Raw genomic sequence first — 20712 nt, forward strand, 5'->3', positions numbered from 1 at the left:
GTGAGCCTTTATAAGATCAATTACACCCATAGGGGAGCAGTAATAGCCTGTAAGATTAGGATTTACTGCAATAACCTGGGAGGTGTAGTACAGTGGAATAATTACACAGTCATCAAAGAGCTTCTTTTCGGCCTGATGCATGAGCCGGGCTCTATTGGCAGGGTCCACCTCTTTATGAACAGCCTTCATGATGGCATTGTATTCGGCACTGTGATATTGAGCATCATTGTCCTTGGCAGTAAACGTATCGAGGAAATTTACAGGGTCAGCAAAGTCGGCAATCCAGTTAGCTGCAGCCACCTGATATTCACCATTTTCACGGGAGGTGTAGAATACCTTGGTTTCCTGATTGGTAAGCTCGACATTTACCCCAAGAGCGTCCTTCCACATGGACTGAATGGACTCAGCAATCGCCTTGTTCATTTCATTGGTGTTATAAAGAATGGTTATAGGCTCACCCTTGTAGCCGGATGCTTCCAGCAGCTTCCTGGCCTGTGCCGGGTCCTCCAGGACAAGGGAACCGCTTTCACTGGCAAAGTCCTTGCCATTAACCAAAATGTCTGGTGGGACAAAGGTTACAGCAGCCTTTTTGCCGTTTCTGACTACCCGTTCAATTATATCCTTGCGGGTCACCGCCATGGCAAAGGCCTTACGAACCTCTAAATTGTCAAAAGGTGCCTTGGTTACATTGAAAACATAGTAGCTGGTGCCCAGCTGTGGCTCAACCCTGTAAAGTCCCTTTTCCTTCAGGCGATCCTCATCAGCAGGCGGTGGGTCCAAAATAAGGTCAGTCCGGTTGCTTTCCAGCATGGTAAGACGGGTGCTCTTGGACTCGCTGATAGGCATTATAATGGAGTTGGAAGCAACTACAGAAGGATTCCAGTAGTTTTCATTTCTTTCAAGGACGATTTCGCTGGAATGTGTCCATTTGGTAATCTTGAATGGGCCATTGCCGACGATGGTTTCAGCATTGCCAGCCCAGCCATCCTTGTTGGCCTCAACTGCGTGCTTTGGTACCGGATAGAAGGCATGAAATGCGGTGAGGTCCAGGAAATAGGCTGCCGGCTCTATCAGCTTAACCTCCAGAGTATTATCGTCCACTGCCTTAATGCCTACCTTATCAGCACTGCCCTTTTCATTGTTATAATCCTCAGCACCTTTAATGATGAACAGCATATACGCATTGCCGGAGGCAAGCTGGGGCTCCAGTACACGCTTCCAGGAATATTCAAAGTCCTTGGCCGTGATTGGAGTGCCGTCAGACCACTTTAAATCCTTGCGGAGATGGAAGGTATATGTAAGTCCGTCAGCAGACACATCCCATTTTTCTGCCAAAGCAGGCTGCGCCACCCCCTTTTCGTCAATACGGGTAAGGCCCTCAAAAATGGCCAGCTCCACATCGCTTTCGGAAAGACCGGAGGTTATAGCCGGGTCAAGGGAGGAGGGCTCGTTGGACAGGGCCATGGAAATAGTCTTGTCTGAGGACCCACTGTTGGAGCCACAGCCACTTACCATGCCAAGGCAAATAAGCAGAGCAAAAATAGCCAATAATGCTCTTTTTCTCATAGTTAAATCTACTCCTTTTTTAATAAAGTTTATGTATAAAATATCCCATTGGATTATAGCATTTTTTTTATTTGTAAGGAACGTGAAAACATTCTTTTTTCATTATGAATTCTTAGTGAATCAAATCCGAAGGCCCCAGATAAGCCTTAAATTTCGTGTATCCCGCTGGTTGGTCATTGACTGATCAGCGGGATTTTTTTGCAAAATATACCAGTCCCGGCACGGGATAGGGCCTTTACAGGCTGAGAGGATAACTCATATTTAGTACAACAGCAGCATAACCAGGCCGCCGGAGGCGGACATGGCCACCATGAAGAATTTAAGTATTGGACGTGGGGCCAGCCGGGTGAGCTTGGCTCCCAGATAGGCACCCAGGGCCTGGCCCACCAGGGTTTGAAGGAATATCCATAAATCCAGCTGACCGTTCAGAAAGTAGCCCAGGCCCCCGGCAATGGAAATGGGCAGAATTACCATCATGCAGGTGCCAATGGCGTACAGTACAGGAACCCCAAAGAAGATCATCAGGGTAAGCTGGATAAAGGCCGCCGCCCCGATACCAAAGGCTCCGGATATAAGGCCGTTCACACAGCCGGCTATACTCCCGTATATGTAGAGCTTATGACCGTCGAGAAGTCCTGCCCTGGGAGGAAAGTGCTTATTAAGCCACTGTGGCTGATAAACCTTAGTGTAAAGAAGAATAGCGGACAGTACCATGATGGAGCCGGACATTTTTCCCAATATATCAGAAGGAATAATATTAGATATATTGGCTCCCATAAAGGCACCCACCATACCGCTGATGCCCAGCACAGCCCCGGTTTTGGGTATAACATTGCCCTCACGGAAATGGCTGTAGGCTCCGGACATGGTGGTGAATACCATAGCGGACAGGGCCACTGCCAAAGCCGTGTGAATGGGGACCTGAAAGCCAACGGTCAGCAAAGCAATGGTGATACCGGCCCCGCCGATACCAATAAAGCCAATTATCATACCCATTATCAGCATAGCCATAAATAACATAAAGATTACCTTCCATCTACAATCCTGTACTCAGTACAAAAAAACAGCAACAGTGCTCCTGCACTAAGGAAATTTTGCCAGGGTGCCCTTTGCTTCAGCACCCATTCATTTTGTGTCATAGAACGGACACCTTGCCATACTTGATTACACAAGGGAAAGTATAGCATAGGAGCTAATATATGTCGAACTGATTTGGCATTTTTCGGGAGGATTTCCTTTGAAATTCATGGTATGCAGATAAGCTGCAATTTTATCAAAGGTGTTGAATAGCACCTCCCATTGGCATCGGATAAAATTTAATTGATGTAAGGGGGGAGAATGCTTGATTTTAGGTGGATTTTAACATATAATGAGTATGCTTAAGAGGGAGAAATACCCAAATCAGCAATAACTGTAGAAGCAGCATTTCGACTGTTCCGCAGCACAATGGCTCATTTGTGGTTAATTGCTGTTTTTTCTCAGGGTGAACAGGGCACAGGCTGCTGTACCTGAGTTTTTTTATGTAAAAAATTACGATTAGGGGCGTGAGATCAGATTGGAAGATAAGCTGAAACTTTACGGGTTTAACAACCTGACCAAATCCCTTAGCTTTAATATCTATGATATTTGTTATGCTAAGACACCTAGAGAGCAACAGGATTATATTAAGTACATCGATTCTCAGTACAACTCGGAGCGTCTTACCAAGATTATGTTTAAGGTAACGAAAATGATAGGCGCCCAGGTGCTTAGTGTATCCAAGCAGGATTATGATCCTCAGGGTGCCAGTGTTACCTTGCTGATTGCCGAGGAAGCGGCTGTTTCCTCCGGTCAGAAAAAGCCATTGGGGGACACCGTGGTTAAACCTGTCAGCGATACTATTTTGGCTCATTTGGACAAGAGCCATGTTACGGTACACACCTATCCTGAGTTTCATCCCGAGACCAGTATAGCCACCTTCCGGGTGGATATTGATGTGGCCACCTGTGGTGAAATTACACCGCTTAAGACCCTGGACTATCTTATTGGCATGTTCGACTCGGATATTATTACCATGGATTACCGGGTCAGGGGCTTTACCCGGGATCTGTCCGGCAAGAAGCTGTTTATGGACCATAAGATTACGTCAATTCAGGACTTTATCGACAAGAAAACCATTGATAAATACGATACGGTGGACGTAAATGTGTATCAGGCCAATCTGTTCCATACCAAGATGCTGATTAAGGAATTGGATTTGAAAAACTACTTGTTCAATACGGATATTTATGAAATTCCACCAAAAACCCGCTTGGAAATACATGACAACCTGCGGAAGGAAATGATTGAAATTTTTAGCGGGATTAATGTTTTCTAAGGAGATAATGGGGAAATGAAGTATTATTCGCAGGACAGAGCCCCGGTATTGGAGGCTTTGGAGAAGATGAAGCGGGCCCGGCTGGTGCCCTTTGATGTACCCGGTCACAAACGGGGACGGGGCAATCCGGAGCTGACGGAATTTTTGGGTGAGCAGTGTATGTCGGTGGATGTGAATTCCATGAAAATGCTGGACAACCTCTGTCACCCCGTATCGGTTATCAAGGAGGCAGAGGACCTGGCTGCCGACGCCTTTGGAGCTGCCCACGCCTTTTTTATGGTGGGGGGGACCACCTCGGCGGTACAGGCCATGGTCATGACCGCCTGCAAGCGGGGAGATAAGATTATTATTCCCCGGAATGTACATCGAAGTGCCATAAACGCCATGATATTGTGCGGGGCCGTTCCGGTATACGTTAATCCTCAGATGGATTCCATGCTGGGTATATCCCTGGGCATGCGGGTGGCTGAGGTGGAGCAGGCTATCAGGGAAAATCCTGATGCCAAGGCGGTATTTGTCAATAATCCCACCTATTATGGCATATGCTCCGATATAAGGTCCATTGCCAGCATGGCCCATGACCACGGAATGCTTCTCCTGGCTGATGAGGCCCATGGCTCCCATTTGTATTTCAGCGATAAGCTGCCTGTTGCCGCTATGCACGCCGGTGCGGATATGGCGGCAATTTCCATGCATAAATCCGGTGGCTCCCTGACCCAGAGTTCTATGCTGCTCATCGGTGACAGGGTGCCGGAGGGCTATGTTCATCAGATTATCAATCTGACCCAGACCACCAGTGCCTCCTATCTGCTGCTGGTCAGTCTGGATGTGTCCCGGCGCAACATGGCCCTGCGGGGCAGGGAGATGATTGACAAAATCATTGACCAGGTGGAATATGCCCGGGATGAGATAAATGCCATCGGGGATTATTATGCTTATTCCAGGGAGCTGATAAACGGCGATTCCATTTTTGATTTTGATATCACCAAGCTGTCGGTATATACCCGGTCCATTGGCCTGGCGGGAATAGAGGTCTATGACCTGCTGCGGGATGAATACGATATACAGACGGAATTTGGGGATATTGCCAATTTATTGGCCTATGTTTCCGTAGGTGACCGCCTGAAGGACATTGAGCGTCTGGTAGCGGCCCTGGCGGAAATCCGGCGGAATTACCGCCAGACGGGGCGGATGATGCTCAAGGCGGAATACATCAACCCCCAGGTGGTTTGTGGCCCCCAGGAGGCCTTTTACGCAGACAAGGAGTCCCTGCCCATTGATGAGACGGTGGGGCGGGTATGCAGCGAATTCGTTATGTGCTATCCGCCGGGGATACCTATTTTGGCCCCTGGTGAGCGGATTACGGAGGAAATCCTTCAATATATCCGGTACGCCAAGAAAAAGGGCTGTTCAATGACCGGTCCCGAGGACATGAGCATTAAATTCCTAAATGTAATCCGTTGATGGAGAAAATCCGACTAAATATTTTTCATTTTAAATAAGGTGATACATATGGAGCTATGGTATACAGAGAAGCATACGGACAATGTTAATTTTTCCATAAAGGTGGACAAACAGGTTTATAGCGGAAAAAGTGAATTTCAGCGCATTGATATTTTTGATTCCAGGGAATTTGGGCGCATTATGGTGCTGGATGGCTACCTGATGCTGACGGAAAAGGATGAATTTATCTATCATGAAATGATTACCCACGTGGCCAGGTGCGTTCACCCCAATCCCAAGCGGGTGCTGGTCATCGGCGGTGGTGACGGCGGCACCGTGCGGGAATTGACCAAATATGATTTTCTGGAAAAAATCGATTTGGTGGAAATTGACGAAGAGGTGGTGGAGGTTAGCAAGAAATACCTTCCTTTCACGGCGTTAAAATTGGATGATCCCCGGGTAACCTGCTATTATGAGGACGGGCTGAAATTTATCCGCCGGGTCAATGATGAATACGATGTTATTATCGTGGATTCCACGGATCCCTTTGGCCCCGGTGAGGGCCTGTTTACCCGGGAATTTTACGGCAACTGCTACAAGGCCCTCCATGAGGATGGTATCATGGTAAATCAGCATGAAAGCCCATTTTACGCGGGGGATGCCGAGGCCATGCAGCGGGCTCACAAGCGTATCTGTATGTCCTTCCCCATCAGCAAGGTGTATCAGGTGCATATTCCCACCTATCCATCGGGGCACTGGCTCTTTGGCTTTGCCTCCAAGAAATATCACCCGGTAAAGGGGGTTAATTGGGATCGATGGAAAAGTCTTGGGCTTAAGCTGAGGTATTACAATACGGCGTTACATGCCGGAGCCTTTGCCTTGCCCAATTATGTGGAGGAGATGCTGAGAGATGTTGAGTCCTAATATAGAAACCTTTTTAGGCTGTGAGGCCTCCTTTGAGGAAGCCCGGATAGTGCTGTATGGTGCCCCCTTTGACAGTACCACATCCTTTAGGCCGGGCACCCGCTTTGCCTCCAGGATAATGCGGGGGGAGTCATACGGTCTGGAGACCTACAGCCCCTATCAGGATTTGGATATGGAGGATGCCAGGGTCTTTGACAGCGGGGATCTTGAGCTGTGCTTCGGGGATGCGGAGCAGGCCCTTAAGGATATTGAGAACCGGGCAGAGGAAATTCTGGCAGCCAACAAGCTGCCCTTCATGATTGGCGGTGAGCATCTGGTTTCCCTGGGAGCCATCCGGGCAGTGGCCCGTAAATATCCGGACCTGCATATTCTGCATTTTGATGCCCACACGGATTTGCGGGATGAGTACCTTGGCACCAAGCTGACCCATGCCGGAGTTATCCGCCGGGCCTGGGATATTGTGGGTGATGACCGGATTTGGCAGCTGGGTATTCGCAGCGGCATGGGGGAAGAATTTCGGTGGGCCAGGGAGCACACCCATCTGCATAAGTTTGATTTAAAGGCTATGCCCCAGGCGTTGGCCGCTCTGCAGGGCAAGCCGGTGTATTTCACCATTGATCTGGACGTAATGGATCCATCGGTATTCCCGGGAACCGGTACGCCGGAATACGGCGGGGTGTCCTTTATGGAGCTGATGGAGGCCGCTGTTGCCGGCTGCGGCCTGAATATTGTGGGCTGTGACGTGGTGGAGCTGGCTCCCGGACTGGACCAGAGCGGGGCTTCTACGGCTGCCGCACTAAAGATCCTGCGGGAAATGCTGTTAAAGCTGGAGGAGCCATTTATAAAAGGCCCCCAGTTGGTATAGAGCCAGCAGATGGCCTTCCTATAGCACGAATGTGTCGCTAAAAATATTTTTTGCATTCAATTAATAGTGATAAAAATTACAACTCGCTTCGCTCAAACAAGTAATTTTTATCACTAATGCAGGTATGCAAAAAATATTTTCTTAACGCTCTACATTCTATTGCTCTAGGAAAGCTCATCTGCTGGCTGACTTACAATAGTTACTATTATTTCAAATATAGGAGGAATAAATTACAATGGGTAAGGTTTTAGTTATTGGTTGTGGCGGTGTAGCCAGTGTAGCAATTCATAAATGCGTACAAAATCACGAGGCATTTCAGGAAATCTGTATTGCCAGCCGGACCAAGAGCAAGTGCGACAAGCTGAAGGAAGTGCTGGAAAAGCAGTATGGCAATGTATGTAAGATTACCACTGCCCAGGTGGATGCCAATAGCGTGGAGCAGCTGGTAAAGCTCATGAAGGAGGTAAAGCCGGATGTGGTATTGAATTTGGCTCTGCCATATCAGGATCTGACCATTATGGATGCCTGCCTGGAGTGCAAGGTAAGCTATGTGGATACCGCCAACTACGAGCCGGAGGATACGGCCAAGTTTGAATACAAGTGGCAGTGGGCCTATCGTGAGCGGTTTGAAAAGGCCGGTATTACGGCCCTGCTGGGCTCCGGCTTTGACCCGGGTGTTACCGGGGTATTCAGTGCCTATGCCCTGAAGCATGAATTTGATGAAATTAATTATATTGATATTCTGGACTGTAATGCCGGTGACCATGGTTATCCCTTTGCCACCAATTTCAATCCGGAAATCAACATCCGGGAGGTTTCCGCCAAGGGCAGCTATTGGGAAAACGGCAAATGGGTGGAGACTGAGCCAATGGAGATTAAGCGGGTATACGATTTCCCTGAGGTAGGTCCAAAGGATATGTATCTGCTGCACCATGAGGAGCTGGAGTCCCTGGGCATTAATATTCCGGGCATCAAGCGCATCCGCTTCTTTATGACCTTTGGGGAAAGCTATCTCCGTCATTTGAAGTGCCTGGAAAATGTGGGCATGACCTCCATTGAGCCCATTGAGTTTGAGGGCAAGCAGATAGTTCCATTGCAGTTCCTGAAGGCCGTTCTGCCTGATCCGGCCAGCCTTGGGCCACGTACCGTAGGCAAGACCAATATCGGCTGTATCTTCCAGGGCAAGAAGGATGGCAAGGACAAGACCTATTATCTCTATAATGTATGCGACCATCAGGAGTGCTACAAGGAGGTGGGCTCCCAGGCCATTTCCTACACCACCGGCGTACCGGCCATGATAGGGGCCATGCTGGTAATGAACGGCACCTGGAGAAAGCCTGGTGTATATAATATCGAGGAATTTGATCCGGATCCATTTATGGCGGCTCTTAACAAGTGGGGCCTTCCTTGGCAGGAAAGCCATAATCCTGCGTTGGTGGACTGATGGGCGTAGACTATCAGCCTAAATGGCTGCAGGAGGTTCCTTCACCCAGCTACGTGGTGGAGGAGACCCGGCTAAGGCACAATCTGGAAATATTAAAAGGGGTGCAGGACAGAACGGGCTGCAGCATTTTATTGGCCCAGAAGGCCTTTTCCATGTTCTATTTCTATCCCCTTATCAGTACTTATTTAAAAGGAACCACCGCCAGCGGCCTCTATGAGGCCAAGCTGGCCCATGAGGAATTTCCCGGGGAAAATCACGTGTTTTCCCCGGCCTATCAGGAAAAGGATTTTCCGGAGATTTTGGCCATCTGCGACCATATTGTGTTTAACTCCGTTGGTCAGCTGAAAAAATTTGCCCCAATGGCCAAGCAGGCGGGGCGGACCTATGGCCTCAGAATAAATCCGGAACATTCCACCCAGTCTGAGGAGCATGCTATTTATGACCCCTGCTCCGGTGACAGCCGGCTGGGCACCAAGCTCAGTGAGCTGAAGCAGGCCCTGGACGAGGCCCCGAAGGACGAATTTCTGTACGGAATAAGCGGCTTTCATTTTCATACCCTGTGTGAGCAGGGGGCAGAGCCCTTGGCGGAGACCCTGGAGGCTGTTGAAGAAGGTTTTGGTCAATATTTTAACCAGCTTAAGTGGCTGAATTTTGGTGGGGGACACCATATCACCAGGGAGGGTTATAATATTGAGCTGCTGGAAGAGTGTATCAATAGAATACGGACCAAATACGGATTAAAGGTATATATTGAACCTGGGGAGGCCGTAGCCCTGGATGCCGGCTTTTTGGCGGCCACGGTGTTGGAGATAATTGAGGCGTCCCAGGTCAATGGGCGCAGAGGTAATATTGCTGTTTTGGATACCTCGGCGGCCTGTCATATGCCTGATGTATTGGAAATGCCTTACCGACCGCCCCTTATGGGCAGCGGTGAAGCAGGGGAGAAGGGGTATACCTATACCCTGGCCGGTCCTACCTGCTTGGCAGGAGATACCATTGGCACCTACTCCTTTGACCATGCCTTAAAGCCGGGGGACCGGTTATTGTTTGGCGATATGGCGATTTACAGCATGGTAAAAAACAACACCTTCAACGGAATGCCATTGCCCCATATATGCGCAGTGGATTCTCAAAATAAAGTGACGATTGTAAGGAGCTTTGGCTATGAAGATTTTAAGATGCGTCTCTAAATTTACTTTGCTCACTAAGGTACTAATCATAGCGGCCATAGCTGTGTTCCTGCCTGCTATTGGGCAGGCTAAGCGGGTGGCTCAGCCCAATCCCATACCAGAAACAGTTAAGCAGGCGGGGATTCAATATGCTTGCGCTTTGCTGGATATGATGGCGTACAAAGGTCAGTTAAATGAAGTTATACGGGATGTTGTTTCCGATTTTGGTTATGACATTGTATATTATCAAAATAAGGGTGAAAAGGCGGATACCAATTTCATATTGCTGCGTTCCAAGGAGCCGGATGAAGTGACGGGCAATTACCTCAACATAGTGGCGGTTCCCGGCACGGAAAAGAAAAAGGATATGGAGGTGGATCTGCGGCTTCACAAGGTTTTGTTTGGCGGTGCCAATCCAACGGAGTTTGCGGAATTTGCCAAAACCGAAAATACTACTTCAGCTCAGCCCCTGGTGCACAGCGGCTTTAATGATTATACCCAGACCGCCTTTTTTACGCCGCGGCAGGATGGTACCCTGGGGGTAGATTCGCTGATGAATATTATTTATGATGAAGACGATGAGCTGCTTCTTACCGGTCATAGCCTGGGTGGAGCCGTGGCAGTGCTTCTGGGAACTCGTATGGAATGTATGGGTATTCCGCCGGGAAAAATTCAGGTGATAACCTTCGGGGCACCGGCCGTGGGCAATAAGGCCTTTGCCGATGAATACGGCAGCTTGGTACAGCATACCAGATTTACCATGGGGGGCGACCCGGTAAAGGGGCTGCTGCAGATGCTGAACGCCGGCTATGTGCAGACCGGTGAGGAAGTAAAGCTGAAGCGAAATGCCAATTCCCGGAAATTCAGTCACAATATGTCCGAGTATCTGGATGCTTCCCTGAGAAATTATATGGATGTGTTAAATGCCGAGGGGTTGGATTTACATAATCACGTTGATGAAAATTCGACGGCCGGCGGCTTCTCAGTGGTGAAGCAGCCAGTGAAAAATCGGGTATATCTGGCCCCGGCCGTGGTCCATCTCCCGGATGACATAGACAATGATACCAAATACATGGCTCAGCTGACAGAGCTTATGGAGGGCTATGATGCAGCTGAATCTGTCAAGGGAGATCGTACTGATGAACAGGGTCAGAATGCAGCGGCCATCAAAACCCAGTGTGACAGAATATGCCGGGTGAGCATCGAGGCCAAGCTGATAAGCAGTAAAGCATATCAGGTAACTGTTCATGAGGATTTTACCGATCCTTATGGAAATATAATAAGCACCCAAACCTGCGGGACTACAACGGATAATTTGTCCCCTATAGAGGCAGTATTGTATAGCCTGGGCCGCTGTATGGCGTCCAGGGCAAGCTTAGAGTGAGGATTATATGGATAAGAGCAAGTCAGTGACAGAAACAATTGAAATGACCATGTCCCTTCTGGTGATGTACTGGAAACGGTTTTTTGAAAAGGCAATGGAAAAATATTCCATCCGTACAGTAACGACAGGTGCCGTATTGTATTCGGCCTATCTCCATGAGGGTATAGTACAGGACGAGCTGGGCAGAATATTGAACATGGATAAGGCATATATAACCAGGGAATTGAATAAGCTTTCCGAGCTGGGATATATTGTGCGTGACAAGGATGAAAATGATCGCAGAAAAAACCATATTATTGTTACCGAAAAGGGAAAAAAGGTGGCTGAAGCAATTGGTCAGTGCCGGGAAGAATGGATTACAGCAGAACTATCCGGGATAACTGATGGGGAGCAGGAGGTTTTTTTACAAATTCTTACAAAAATGGTTGGTAATATTCAAGCCAATTTTTTTGGTGATGAAGGGTGAAATGAGACCTGTTCGGCTGCAGCTTCAGCTGGCAACCGGCTTGAACGCAATTCGCCAGAAGTCCTCCACCTCTTGTGGGGGATGAACCGGAAGATTTCGGGCCTTTACGGGTGTATATTTCCCAACTAGGGGTAGGGGATATGCACTCTTTTTTGGTATTTTTTCAATAAATTTGCAATCCTGTGCTGATAATGGTACAATACTCAAAGTTAGACTAAGAAGGAGAGAGTAGCCGGGAGATATGCTCACAGGAAGTCCTGATAACTGAGAACAGGGCAGCTAAGGCCAGGTGAAGTTCACTCCGGAGTCTCCCCGGTGAAGAGATGTAGTCGGGGCGCAGAGCAGCGTTATGGCATAAATGAGTTATAAATTAGGGTGGTACCGCGAATAAGACCTTCGCCCCTATATGGGGGTGGGGGCTTTTTTAATTCGGAATTAGGAATTAGGAATTAGAAATTTGGAATTTACAGCCCTGCCTCCCTTGGGGGGGAGGTGTCAGACTCCGTTTGACGAAGGGGGCAGCTTAATTCGTAAATTGGAATTATGAATTATGAATTTGGAATTTACAGCCCTGCCTCCCTTGAGGGAGGGGTCAGACTTGGTCTGACGGAGGGGGTAGTCTGATTCATAATTTTGGAATACACAATTAAGTTAGCTAATAATTTTAGGAGGAAATTATGGAAAGCAAAATTGAACAGCTGCGTTTAGAGGCAGCCAAGGCTATCAAGGAGGTAGCCGGCACACTTAACGACTTAAATGACATTCGGGTAAAGTACCTTGGCAAAAAGGGGGAGCTTACCTCTATTCTCAGAGGCATGGGCCAGCTCAGTGCTGAGGACCGTCCCCGTATCGGCCAGATTGTAAACGAGGCCCGTCAGCAGCTGGAGCAGCTTATTGCGGAGAAAAATCAGGAGCTTAAGGCCAAGGAAATGGCCAAGCGTCTGGCCAACGAGAAGATTGATGTTACTCTGCCAGGCCGTCCTACCAATCATGGTCATATCCATCCCCTGACTGTAACCCTCATGCAGATCAAAAATATTTTCATGCGCATGGGCTTCAGCGTGGAGGAGGGTCCGGAAATCGAGCAGGATTATTATAATTTTGAGGCTTTGAATCTGCCCAAGGATCATCCGGCCCGGGATATGCAGGATTCCTTCTACATTACGGAGGATATTCTCATGCGTTCCCAGACCTCCCCGGTACAGGCCCGTACCATGGAGGCCCATGAGCCAAACAGTCCAATTCGCATGATTGCCCCTGGCCGGGTATATCGCCGGGACGACTATGATGCCACCCATTCCCCAATGTTTACCCAGATTGAGGGCATGGTTATTGACAAAAATATCAGCTTTTCTGATTTGAAGGGTACCTTGGAGGACTTCCTGAAACAGATATTCAACAAGGATGTAAAGGTTCGTCTCCGTCCAAGCTTCTTCCCCTTCACTGAGCCAAGCACCGAGGTGGATATTTCCTGCGTAATGTGCAAGGGCCAGGGCTGCCGTGTGTGCAAGGGAACTGGCTGGCTGGAAATCCTGGGGGCCGGCATGATTCATCCCAACGTGTTAAAAATGAGCGGCTATGATCCTGCCCAGGTCAGCGGCTTTGCTTTCGGTATGGGTGTTGAGCGTATCGCCATGCTGAAATATGGTATTGATGATTTGCGTCTGTTCTACGACAACGATATTCGTCTGCTGGAGCAGTTTTAATTAGGGAGGGGATAGAAAAATGCAGGTATCGATTAAATGGCTTCACGATTATATAGATTTCACCGAAACCTCTGATGAGCTGGCTGACAAGCTGACCATGGCGGGCATTCCCGTGGAGAATGTGGTGCACGCCGGTGAGGGGCTGGACAAGGTAGTAACGGGCCGGGTAGAGTCCATTGAGCGTCATCCGGATTCTGATCACATGTTCATCACCCAGATGAATGTGGGCCAGCCGGAGCTGGTTCAGGTTGTAACCGGGGCCCAGAATGTAAAGCAGGGGGATATTGTCCCTGTAGCCATGCTGGGGGCAAAGCTGCCAAACGGCCTGAAGATTTCCAAGGGCAAGCTCCGTGGGGTTCCATCCAATGGAATGTTGTGCTCCGCCGATGAGCTTAAAATGGACCTTACCGCCTTGACGGAGGAGCAGAAGGATGGTATTTACATTCTTCCTGGCGATACTGAGATTGGCATTCCGGCTAAGGATGCTTTGGGTCTTGATGATGATATTCTGGAGTTCGAGCTTACGGCCAACCGTGGTGACTGCTTCAGCGTTTTTGGCCTGGTCCGCGAGATTGGGGTACTTACCGGCAACACCCCAAGGTGGCCAGAAATCAAGGTTAACGAGGATGACGAAGCCAGCACAGGGGATATGATTAAAATCGGCATTGAGGCCCATGATCTGTGCTCCCGGTTCTCCGCCAGAGTGTTAAAGAATGTTAAGATAATGGACTCCCCTGAATGGATGCAGGTCCGTTTGGAAAAGGCAGGCATCCGGGCCATTAACAACATTGTAGACGTAACAAATTTCGTAATGGTGGAGCTGGGCCAGCCTATGCACGCCTACGATTATGATCAGATAGCCGGTAAAAGCCTGACGGCCCGCCGGGCTGCTGCCGGGGAAAACCTTCATACTCTGGATGATTCGTCCCGCATTGCCAAGGGGGAGGAGCTGGTTATTGCCGACAGCGAAAAGCCGGCTGGCCTGGCTGGTATAATGGGCGGCCTGGAGTCCGAGGTTACGGAGCATACTACCACTGTTGTATTGGAGGCTGCGGCCTTTAATGGTGCCAGCATCCGTCGTACGGCCCGGGCCTGTGGCCTGCGTTCTGAGGCTTCCGGGCGCTTTGAGCGGGGTGTGGACGAGACCCAGACTATGCGCGCTCTGGACCGGGCGGCCCAGCTTCTTCAGGATATGGGTGCCTGCACGGTTACCAAGGGCATCGTGGACGTATATCCGGTGAAAAAGGATCCTGTTTCTGTAGATTTTACCCCGGAGCAGATTAACAAGCGTCTGGGTACGGATATTCCGGCAGAAAAGATGGTGGACATTCTGGAAAGCCTGGATTTCCGGTGTGCGGCAGATGGCAAGGGAGGCTATCATGTGGCCGTTCCTTCCTGGCGAAACGATGTAACCTTTATGGAGGACCTTTCCGAGGAAGTGGCCCGCATTTATGGCTTTGATAACATTCAGTCAACTACCCCTGAGGGCACCATGGTTCAGGGCGTCCAGAGTCCGTTGCAGGATTATATTGACCACATTAAGATTACCTTGACCCACATTGGCCTCAGCGAGGAGCTGTCCTTCAGCTTCACTAATTATGATGTGATGGACAAAATGCTGATTCCGGCTGACAGCCCACTTCGCAAGGCTATTCCTCTTTTAAATCCCTTTGTGGAGGAGGCACAGCTGGTTCGTACCAGTCTGCTGGCCAGCGTAATTGAAAACGCTGTCCGCAACCTTTCCCGCAAAAACGAGGATATCCGCCTGTACGATGTGGCTCCGGTCTTTTATCCAAAAGCCCTGCCTCTTACCGAGCTGCCAGATGAGGTGGTGAAGGTGGCCGGCTTTATGTGCGGCCGCCGCAATCCAATGGGCTGGAACACCGGTGACGATATGATTGACTTCTACGATGCCAAGGGCGTTGTGGAGGAGCTGCTGGCACGGCGGAATATTACCAGATATCAGGTGGAGGCCGGGGAGTATACGGCAATGCATCCTGGAAAGACGGCTCTCTTCAAGAAGGGCAAGGATATTATTGCTGCGGTAGGTGAGCTCCATCCACAGGTGGCCGAAAACTTTGGCATTACCAAGAAGGCATATATTTTTGAAATGGATGTACCTACCCTTATGAAGTACAGCTCCGCCAAGTTCAACTTCGATGTGCTGCCTAAGTATCCGGCTGTGTTACGTGATTTGGCCATATTGGTGGACAAGGAGGTAAATGCCTCTGACATCGAAAAGACCATTATCGGCAACGGGGGTAAATACTTTAAGCGAGCTGTTCTCTTCGACCTGTATACAGGCAAGCAGATTGATGCCGGCAAGAAGAGTGTGGCCTTTACCATGCTGTTCCAGTCCAACGACAAGACCCTCACCGATGAAGAGGTGGATGAGTCCTTCAACAAGATTATTGCTGCGGTGGAGAAGAAATTTGACGCAGAGCTCCGCAAGTAATGGACAAGTAATAGTATAAAATAGTATAAAATAAAAAATAACCATCCCAAAGAAGTGGGGTGGTTATTTTTTATACCAGAGTTTCATTTATTTTTTCAATAAATATGATACACTTTCCATGGTATCCGTTCCAAGGGAACAGTCTTCAGAAAATCAACGATATCCTTTCTCCCGTAGTAGTGGGGGAGACCCTTTTTATCCTGGGACATGAGTATGATAGGCATATTAGGGAAAAATGGGGCAACGGCCTGCCTGAATCGGGTGGAGCGGACGGTGTATTGGGTGACAGATTGTTTTACGGCTAAGAGAGCAAATTTTACGCCCTGCTCAATAATAACGGCTCCGTGAAGAACCATAGGAACCTCCTTTAACGCATAGAAAAATTTGTCAAAAATACTGTATCAAAAAGAAAAAATAAAATCAACGAAAATTTGTTTGGAATATTATTGACAGAACATAAATTCTATGCTAATATACAACCAAACAAAAGTTTTAGGAACTTATTTTCCCGGAACATATAGGCAGTTATTTCAAAAATGGTCGCAAAGGAGGACTAATAAGTAACTGAAAGAATACTCAAGTATGAACAAATGTGTAGCAATGTGCTAAAGACTCAAGAAATCCATTGAGTTAGTTCGTGCTGACTTCATAGCAGTCGGAACGGCTGGAAATAAGCCAGAGGCGGTTGAAAAAGTCCGTCTAACTACGGGATAGCACCCTGATGGTAGCCGTTGGACAGTGGTAAATGCGAAACCCAAGCAAAGGCTGGCGAGCCAATACGTAAAAAACAAATATTATGAAAGGAGAAAGCTACTTTGATTTAATCGGCAGAATATCATAAACAAGATACTGTCGATATGTACCGATGGCTAGTCGGGAATTTACGCCTTCGGAGTGTCACACAAGCGTCAGTAGCTTGTCTTTCGGGACAGCGAGAACGGATACGATGAACAAGGAACTACAAATCGTGAGATTGTAGCGAAACATCTTAAATAGACACTTTTGTCTATGTTTTAAGTAGCAGATATTGATTATGAAAAACATCGTTATTGCACTTCTCATTGGCTTGGCCCTGCTTTCACCATTTAATTTGACCAATTCTTATCTCAGAGCCTCCGAATTTGATACAGTGGTACTGCAGCAGGGTGATACGGTAGAAGGGATTGCCGGCCGCTACACATCTGACAGCTCACAGCTGGAGGAGCTTACGGTAGCGATAAAAGAGATTAATGATATAAAAAGCGACCGTGATATGCGGGTGGGCCGCAGACTGCAAGTACCTGTAATAAATGAGGAGGCGTCCAAGGTCCAGGTGGCCAGTCGCGAGTAGCCTAGCAGGCGAAGTGCGAAGTAATATTGGCGAAAAGGACGGTTGAAATAACGGAGTAATTTTCGTCAGTATCGCGAAACGAGGAAGCCTGCCAATGAAGGTGTACATATTGGTACATCGAATGCAACAGGCGAAGTGCGAAGTAATACTGGCGAAAAGGACGGTTGAAATAACGAAGTAATTTTCGTCAGTATCGCGAAACGAGGAAGCCTGCCAATGAAGGTGTACATATTGGTACATCGAATGCAGCAGGCGACGAGTGACAAAGATACTGGCGAAAAGGACGAGTTATACTTGACAGGGGAGAGTGTGAAGCATATAATTAGACAGTAATTTAGATATCATAAAGGCTATGAGGAAGACATGACCGCGGAGATTCATTATTCAGAGAGGGACGGCTGCTGTGAAGTCCTATAATCGGATCCGCAGGCTACCACTTCGGAGCTGTGGCATGACTGCTACTAAATGCCGCCGGACTGATTCCGTTAACATCACCAAAGTTGGTCATATCCCAATACGTAACAGGATTAACCCGCGCAGCTGAATTTCACGCAGGTGTTTATTCCATGGAGGTGTTTAACCCACGCAGGTGGGGTGGCTCCGTACAGTATTACAGGATGTGGCAAGCAGGGTGGAACCGCGAAGTATATACCTCGTCCCTATGTGGGATGGAGGTATTTTTATTTTCCCTGTGTCTGATATTATAGTTTTGGGAGGAATAATGATGATTAAATTAACTATGCCGGATGGTTCAGTTCGCGAAGCAGAGGCAGGTATATCCGGTCGTGAATTGGTAAAGTCCATCAGCAACAGCCTGGCCAAGAAGGTATTGGCCATGAGTGTGGATGGGGAAACCAAGGATATTACCACTGTTTTGGATAAGGACGCCAGCATTAAGTTTTTGACCTTTGAGGATGAGGAGGGGCGTTGGGCACTGCGTCATACCGGTTCCCATATTTTGGCCCAGGCCATCAAGCGTCTCTATAAATCAGAAAATGTTCAGCTGGCCATTGGTCCGGCCATAGACAATGGCTTCTACTACGATATTGACATGGAAAGACGCCTCACCGAGGAGGATCTGAAGGACATCGAAAAAGAGATGAACAAGATCGTCAAGGAAAACCTGAAGCTGGAGCGCAAGGAGGTAAGCCGCCAGGAGGCCATTGATATGTTTAAGGCCGCCGGTGAGGGCTACAAGGTGGAGCTCATCAATGACCTGCCGGAGGATTCCACCATTTCCCTGTATACCCAGGGTGAGTTCACGGATTTGTGTGCCGGTCCTCACGTTATTTCCACCGGCAAGGTAAAGGCTATCAAGCTGCAGAGTGTGGCCGGTGCCTATTGGCGTGGCAACGTGGAAAACAAGATGCTCCAACGGGTATACGGCACTGCCTTTGAGAAAAAGGATGAGCTGGATGCCTATCTGAAAATGCTGGAGGAGGCCGCCAAGCGCGACCATCGCAAGCTGGGCAAGGAATTGGATTTGTTCAGCCTCCATGAAGAGGGCCCGGGCTTCCCATTCTTCCATCCAAATGGTATGGTTATCCGCAACGAGCTGATAAATTATTGGCGGGAGGTTCATCGCCGCTATGGCTATCAGGAAATCAAGACCCCAATGATTTTGAACCGCCAGCTGTGGGAGCGGTCCGGCCACTGGGCTCATTATAAGGAAAATATGTACTTTACCGAAATAGACGGTGAGGATTATGCTGTAAAGCCAATGAACTGCCCCGGTGGTATGATCGTCTACAAGACCCAGCAGCACAGCTACCGTGACCTGCCGCTGCGGGCCGGCGAGCTGGGCCTGGTTCACCGCCATGAGCTGTCCGGTGCCCTTCACGGCCTGTTCCGGGTACGTAACTTTACCCAGGATGATGCCCATATCTTCATGACTCCTGAGCAGATTGAGGGAGAAATTCAGAAGGTTATTGACCTCTTTGATGAGGTATACAGCACCTTTGGCCTCACCTATCATGCTGAGCTGTCCACCCGTCCAGAGGATTCCATGGGCTCCGACGAAATGTGGGAGCTGGCTACCAACGGTCTGAGAAATGCCTTGGAAAACCGTGGCCTGGAATATATTGTCAATGAGGGCGATGGTGCCTTCTATGGCCCTAAGATTGACTTCCATCTGAAGGATTCCATTGGCCGTACCTGGCAGTGCGGTACTATCCAGCTGGATATGCAGCTGCCTGAGAAGTTTGATTTGACCTATGTAGGTGAGGATGGCCAAAAGCATCGTCCGGTTATGATTCACCGTGTAGTATACGGTTCCATTGAGCGCTTTATCGGTATTCTCATTGAGAACTATGCCGGTGCTTTCCCAACCTGGCTGGCTCCGGTTCAGGCCAAGATTTTGCCTATTACTGATAAGCATATGGATTACGCCTTTGAGTTGAAAAAGAAGATGTTTGATATGGGCTATCGGGTAGAGGTAGACGACCGCAATGAAAAGGTGGGCTACAAGATGCGTGAGGGCCAGGTGAAAAAGATACCTTATCTGTTGGTGGTAGGTGACCAGGAGATGGCTGAGGGCACGGTAAACGTCCGCTGCCATGGCCAGAAGGAAACCCGATCCATGAAGGTGGACGAATTTATCGCTATGCTTCAGGAGAAGATTGCCACTAAATCTGCTGAATATTAATGAAAAAATTAAAATATTGGTTGACAGCGGTGCCTTCAGGTAGTAATATACTTAGAGTAAACAAAGCAGAGGTCACCGCTTCTCACCTTGCTGATTAAGTCAGCGGGTCTGATACAGAAGGTATTTGTTGAGGGTGGTGTATGCTGCCCTCATTTTGTTTTATGTGATGTTAAATAAAAAAATGGGAGGTGTTTTTTATCAGTAAGGAAACTGAGAGAATCAACGAAGAAATCCGGGTTCGTGGCGGAGAAATCCGGGTGACTGACGCCGAAGGCCAGTCCCTGGGCTTAATGCAGGTTAAGGATGCATTAAATATGGCCATGGAGCAGCATCTTGATTTGGTTGAGATTGCCCCAAAGGCCAAGCCACCTGTATGCCGTATCATGGATTACGGAAAGTATAGATATGAAAAGCAGAAGCGTGAAAAGGAAGCACGCAAGAAGCAGAAGGTAATCTCTATCAAGGAGGTAAAGCTTCGTCCAAATATTGAACAACACGATTTTGACGTCAAGTTGAAGAATGCTACGCGTTTTTTGGCTGATGGTGACAAGGTCAAGGTAACCATTATGTTCCGTGGCCGTGAAATGTCTCACCCAGAGCTTGGTAAGGAAATTCTCACCAAGTTTGCTGATGCGCTGAAGGATTCAGTAACCGTAGAACGGGATGCTAAGCTTGAAGGTAGAAATATGATTATGATTTTGGCCCCTAAGGCTCAAACTAAAGGAGGAAAACAGTAATGCAGAAGATGAAGACCCGTAGAGCGGCTGCAAAGCGCTTTACTGTAACTGGTACTGGCGAAATTAGAAGAAACAAGGCTTATAAGAGACATATCCTGGAGAAGAAGTCTCCAAAGCGTAAGCGTAACATGCGTAAGGCAGCTTTGCTGGTAGCAGGCGATTACAAGCGCGAGATTAAGTGTCTCCCATACGCTTAATAATTTACTGATAATAGATACATTTA

17 protein-coding genes and 1 other annotated feature are annotated in these 20712 nt (G+C 48.4%); of the genes, 14 read left to right on the forward strand and 3 right to left on the reverse strand.

Features of this window, described 5'->3' with window-relative positions; genetic code table 11:
* Positions 1 to 1566, reverse strand: a 1566-nt coding sequence (locus tag Q0Y54_RS02880; RefSeq protein WP_297964100.1) for a peptide ABC transporter substrate-binding protein, incomplete at its 3' end; no start/stop codon positions are given.
* A gap of 261 nt (positions 1567 to 1827) precedes the next feature.
* Positions 1828 to 2586, reverse strand: a complete 759-nt coding sequence (locus tag Q0Y54_RS02885; protein ID WP_297964102.1) for a sulfite exporter TauE/SafE family protein — start codon at positions 2584 to 2586, stop codon at positions 1828 to 1830.
* Positions 2587 to 3121: 535 nt separating this feature from the next.
* Between Q0Y54_RS02885 and speD the strand changes: the two genes are divergently transcribed.
* The 10 genes from speD (at position 3122) to pheT (ending at position 15778) form a co-directional block, all read left to right on the forward strand.
* Positions 3122 to 3922, forward strand: coding sequence for an adenosylmethionine decarboxylase (gene speD / locus Q0Y54_RS02890; RefSeq protein ID WP_297964104.1), 801 nt, complete (start codon positions 3122 to 3124; stop codon positions 3920 to 3922).
* Between the two features lie 15 nt (positions 3923 to 3937).
* Entirely contained in the window at positions 3938 to 5386 is a 1449-nt protein-coding gene (locus tag Q0Y54_RS02895; RefSeq protein WP_297964106.1) for an aminotransferase class I/II-fold pyridoxal phosphate-dependent enzyme, read from the forward strand.
* 48 nt (positions 5387 to 5434) lie between these two features.
* Positions 5435 to 6289, forward strand: coding sequence for a polyamine aminopropyltransferase (gene speE / locus Q0Y54_RS02900; RefSeq protein ID WP_297964108.1), 855 nt, complete (start codon positions 5435 to 5437; stop codon positions 6287 to 6289).
* Entirely contained in the window at positions 6276 to 7154 is an 879-nt protein-coding gene (gene speB / locus Q0Y54_RS02905; protein ID WP_297964110.1) for an agmatinase, read from the forward strand. The genes speE and speB overlap by 14 nt, the downstream gene beginning before the upstream one ends.
* A 235-nt stretch (positions 7155 to 7389) precedes the next feature.
* Entirely contained in the window at positions 7390 to 8598 is a 1209-nt protein-coding gene (locus Q0Y54_RS02910) for a saccharopine dehydrogenase family protein (RefSeq protein ID WP_297964112.1), read from the forward strand.
* Positions 8598 to 9788, forward strand: a complete 1191-nt coding sequence (gene nspC, locus Q0Y54_RS02915) for a carboxynorspermidine decarboxylase (protein WP_297964114.1) — start codon at positions 8598 to 8600, stop codon at positions 9786 to 9788. The genes Q0Y54_RS02910 and nspC overlap by 1 nt, the downstream gene beginning before the upstream one ends.
* Positions 9763 to 11151, forward strand: a complete 1389-nt coding sequence (locus Q0Y54_RS02920; protein WP_297964116.1) for a lipase family protein — start codon at positions 9763 to 9765, stop codon at positions 11149 to 11151. Before nspC ends, Q0Y54_RS02920 begins: the two co-directional genes overlap by 26 nt.
* Before the next feature lie 7 nt (positions 11152 to 11158).
* On the forward strand, positions 11159 to 11617 hold the full coding sequence (locus Q0Y54_RS02925) for a MarR family winged helix-turn-helix transcriptional regulator (RefSeq protein ID WP_297964118.1): 459 nt from the start codon (positions 11159 to 11161) through the stop codon (positions 11615 to 11617).
* 207 nt (positions 11618 to 11824) lie between these two features.
* Positions 11825 to 12024, forward strand: a binding site (T-box leader).
* Between the two features lie 270 nt (positions 12025 to 12294).
* Positions 12295 to 13323 carry a phenylalanine--tRNA ligase subunit alpha gene (pheS, locus tag Q0Y54_RS02930; RefSeq protein ID WP_297964120.1) on the forward strand — a complete coding sequence of 343 codons (1029 nt, stop codon included), beginning with the start codon at positions 12295 to 12297 and terminating at the stop codon, positions 13321 to 13323.
* A 19-nt stretch (positions 13324 to 13342) separates the two neighbouring features.
* The gene (gene pheT / locus Q0Y54_RS02935) at positions 13343 to 15778 is read left to right on the forward strand and encodes a phenylalanine--tRNA ligase subunit beta (protein ID WP_297964123.1); all 2436 of its coding nucleotides are present in this window, start codon (positions 13343 to 13345) and stop codon (positions 15776 to 15778) included.
* Positions 15779 to 15873: 95 nt separating this feature from the next.
* Here the strand turns inward: pheT and Q0Y54_RS02940 are convergent, their stop codons facing one another.
* On the reverse strand, positions 15874 to 16134 hold the full coding sequence (locus Q0Y54_RS02940) for a hypothetical protein (protein ID WP_297964125.1): 261 nt from the start codon (positions 16132 to 16134) through the stop codon (positions 15874 to 15876).
* A gap of 677 nt (positions 16135 to 16811) precedes the next feature.
* Between Q0Y54_RS02940 and Q0Y54_RS02945 the strand changes: the two genes are divergently transcribed.
* From Q0Y54_RS02945 to rpmI, 4 genes are all read left to right on the forward strand, one after another.
* Positions 16812 to 17108, forward strand: a complete 297-nt coding sequence (locus tag Q0Y54_RS02945; protein ID WP_297964127.1) for a LysM domain-containing protein — start codon at positions 16812 to 16814, stop codon at positions 17106 to 17108.
* Between the two features lie 724 nt (positions 17109 to 17832).
* Complete coding sequence (gene thrS, locus Q0Y54_RS02950; RefSeq protein ID WP_297964151.1) at positions 17833 to 19752, forward strand: threonine--tRNA ligase; 1920 nt, start codon at positions 17833 to 17835, stop codon at positions 19750 to 19752.
* 188 nt (positions 19753 to 19940) lie between these two features.
* Positions 19941 to 20489, forward strand: coding sequence for a translation initiation factor IF-3 (gene infC / locus Q0Y54_RS02955; protein ID WP_297964129.1), 549 nt, complete (start codon positions 19941 to 19943; stop codon positions 20487 to 20489).
* Complete coding sequence (gene rpmI, locus Q0Y54_RS02960; protein WP_027396134.1) at positions 20489 to 20686, forward strand: 50S ribosomal protein L35; 198 nt, start codon at positions 20489 to 20491, stop codon at positions 20684 to 20686. Before infC ends, rpmI begins: the two co-directional genes overlap by 1 nt.
* Positions 20687 to 20712 lie beyond the last annotated feature (26 nt).

Source organism: uncultured Anaerovibrio sp., from assembly GCF_947302755.1.
In the GTDB taxonomy this organism is placed as follows: domain Bacteria; phylum Bacillota; class Negativicutes; order Selenomonadales; family Selenomonadaceae; genus Anaerovibrio.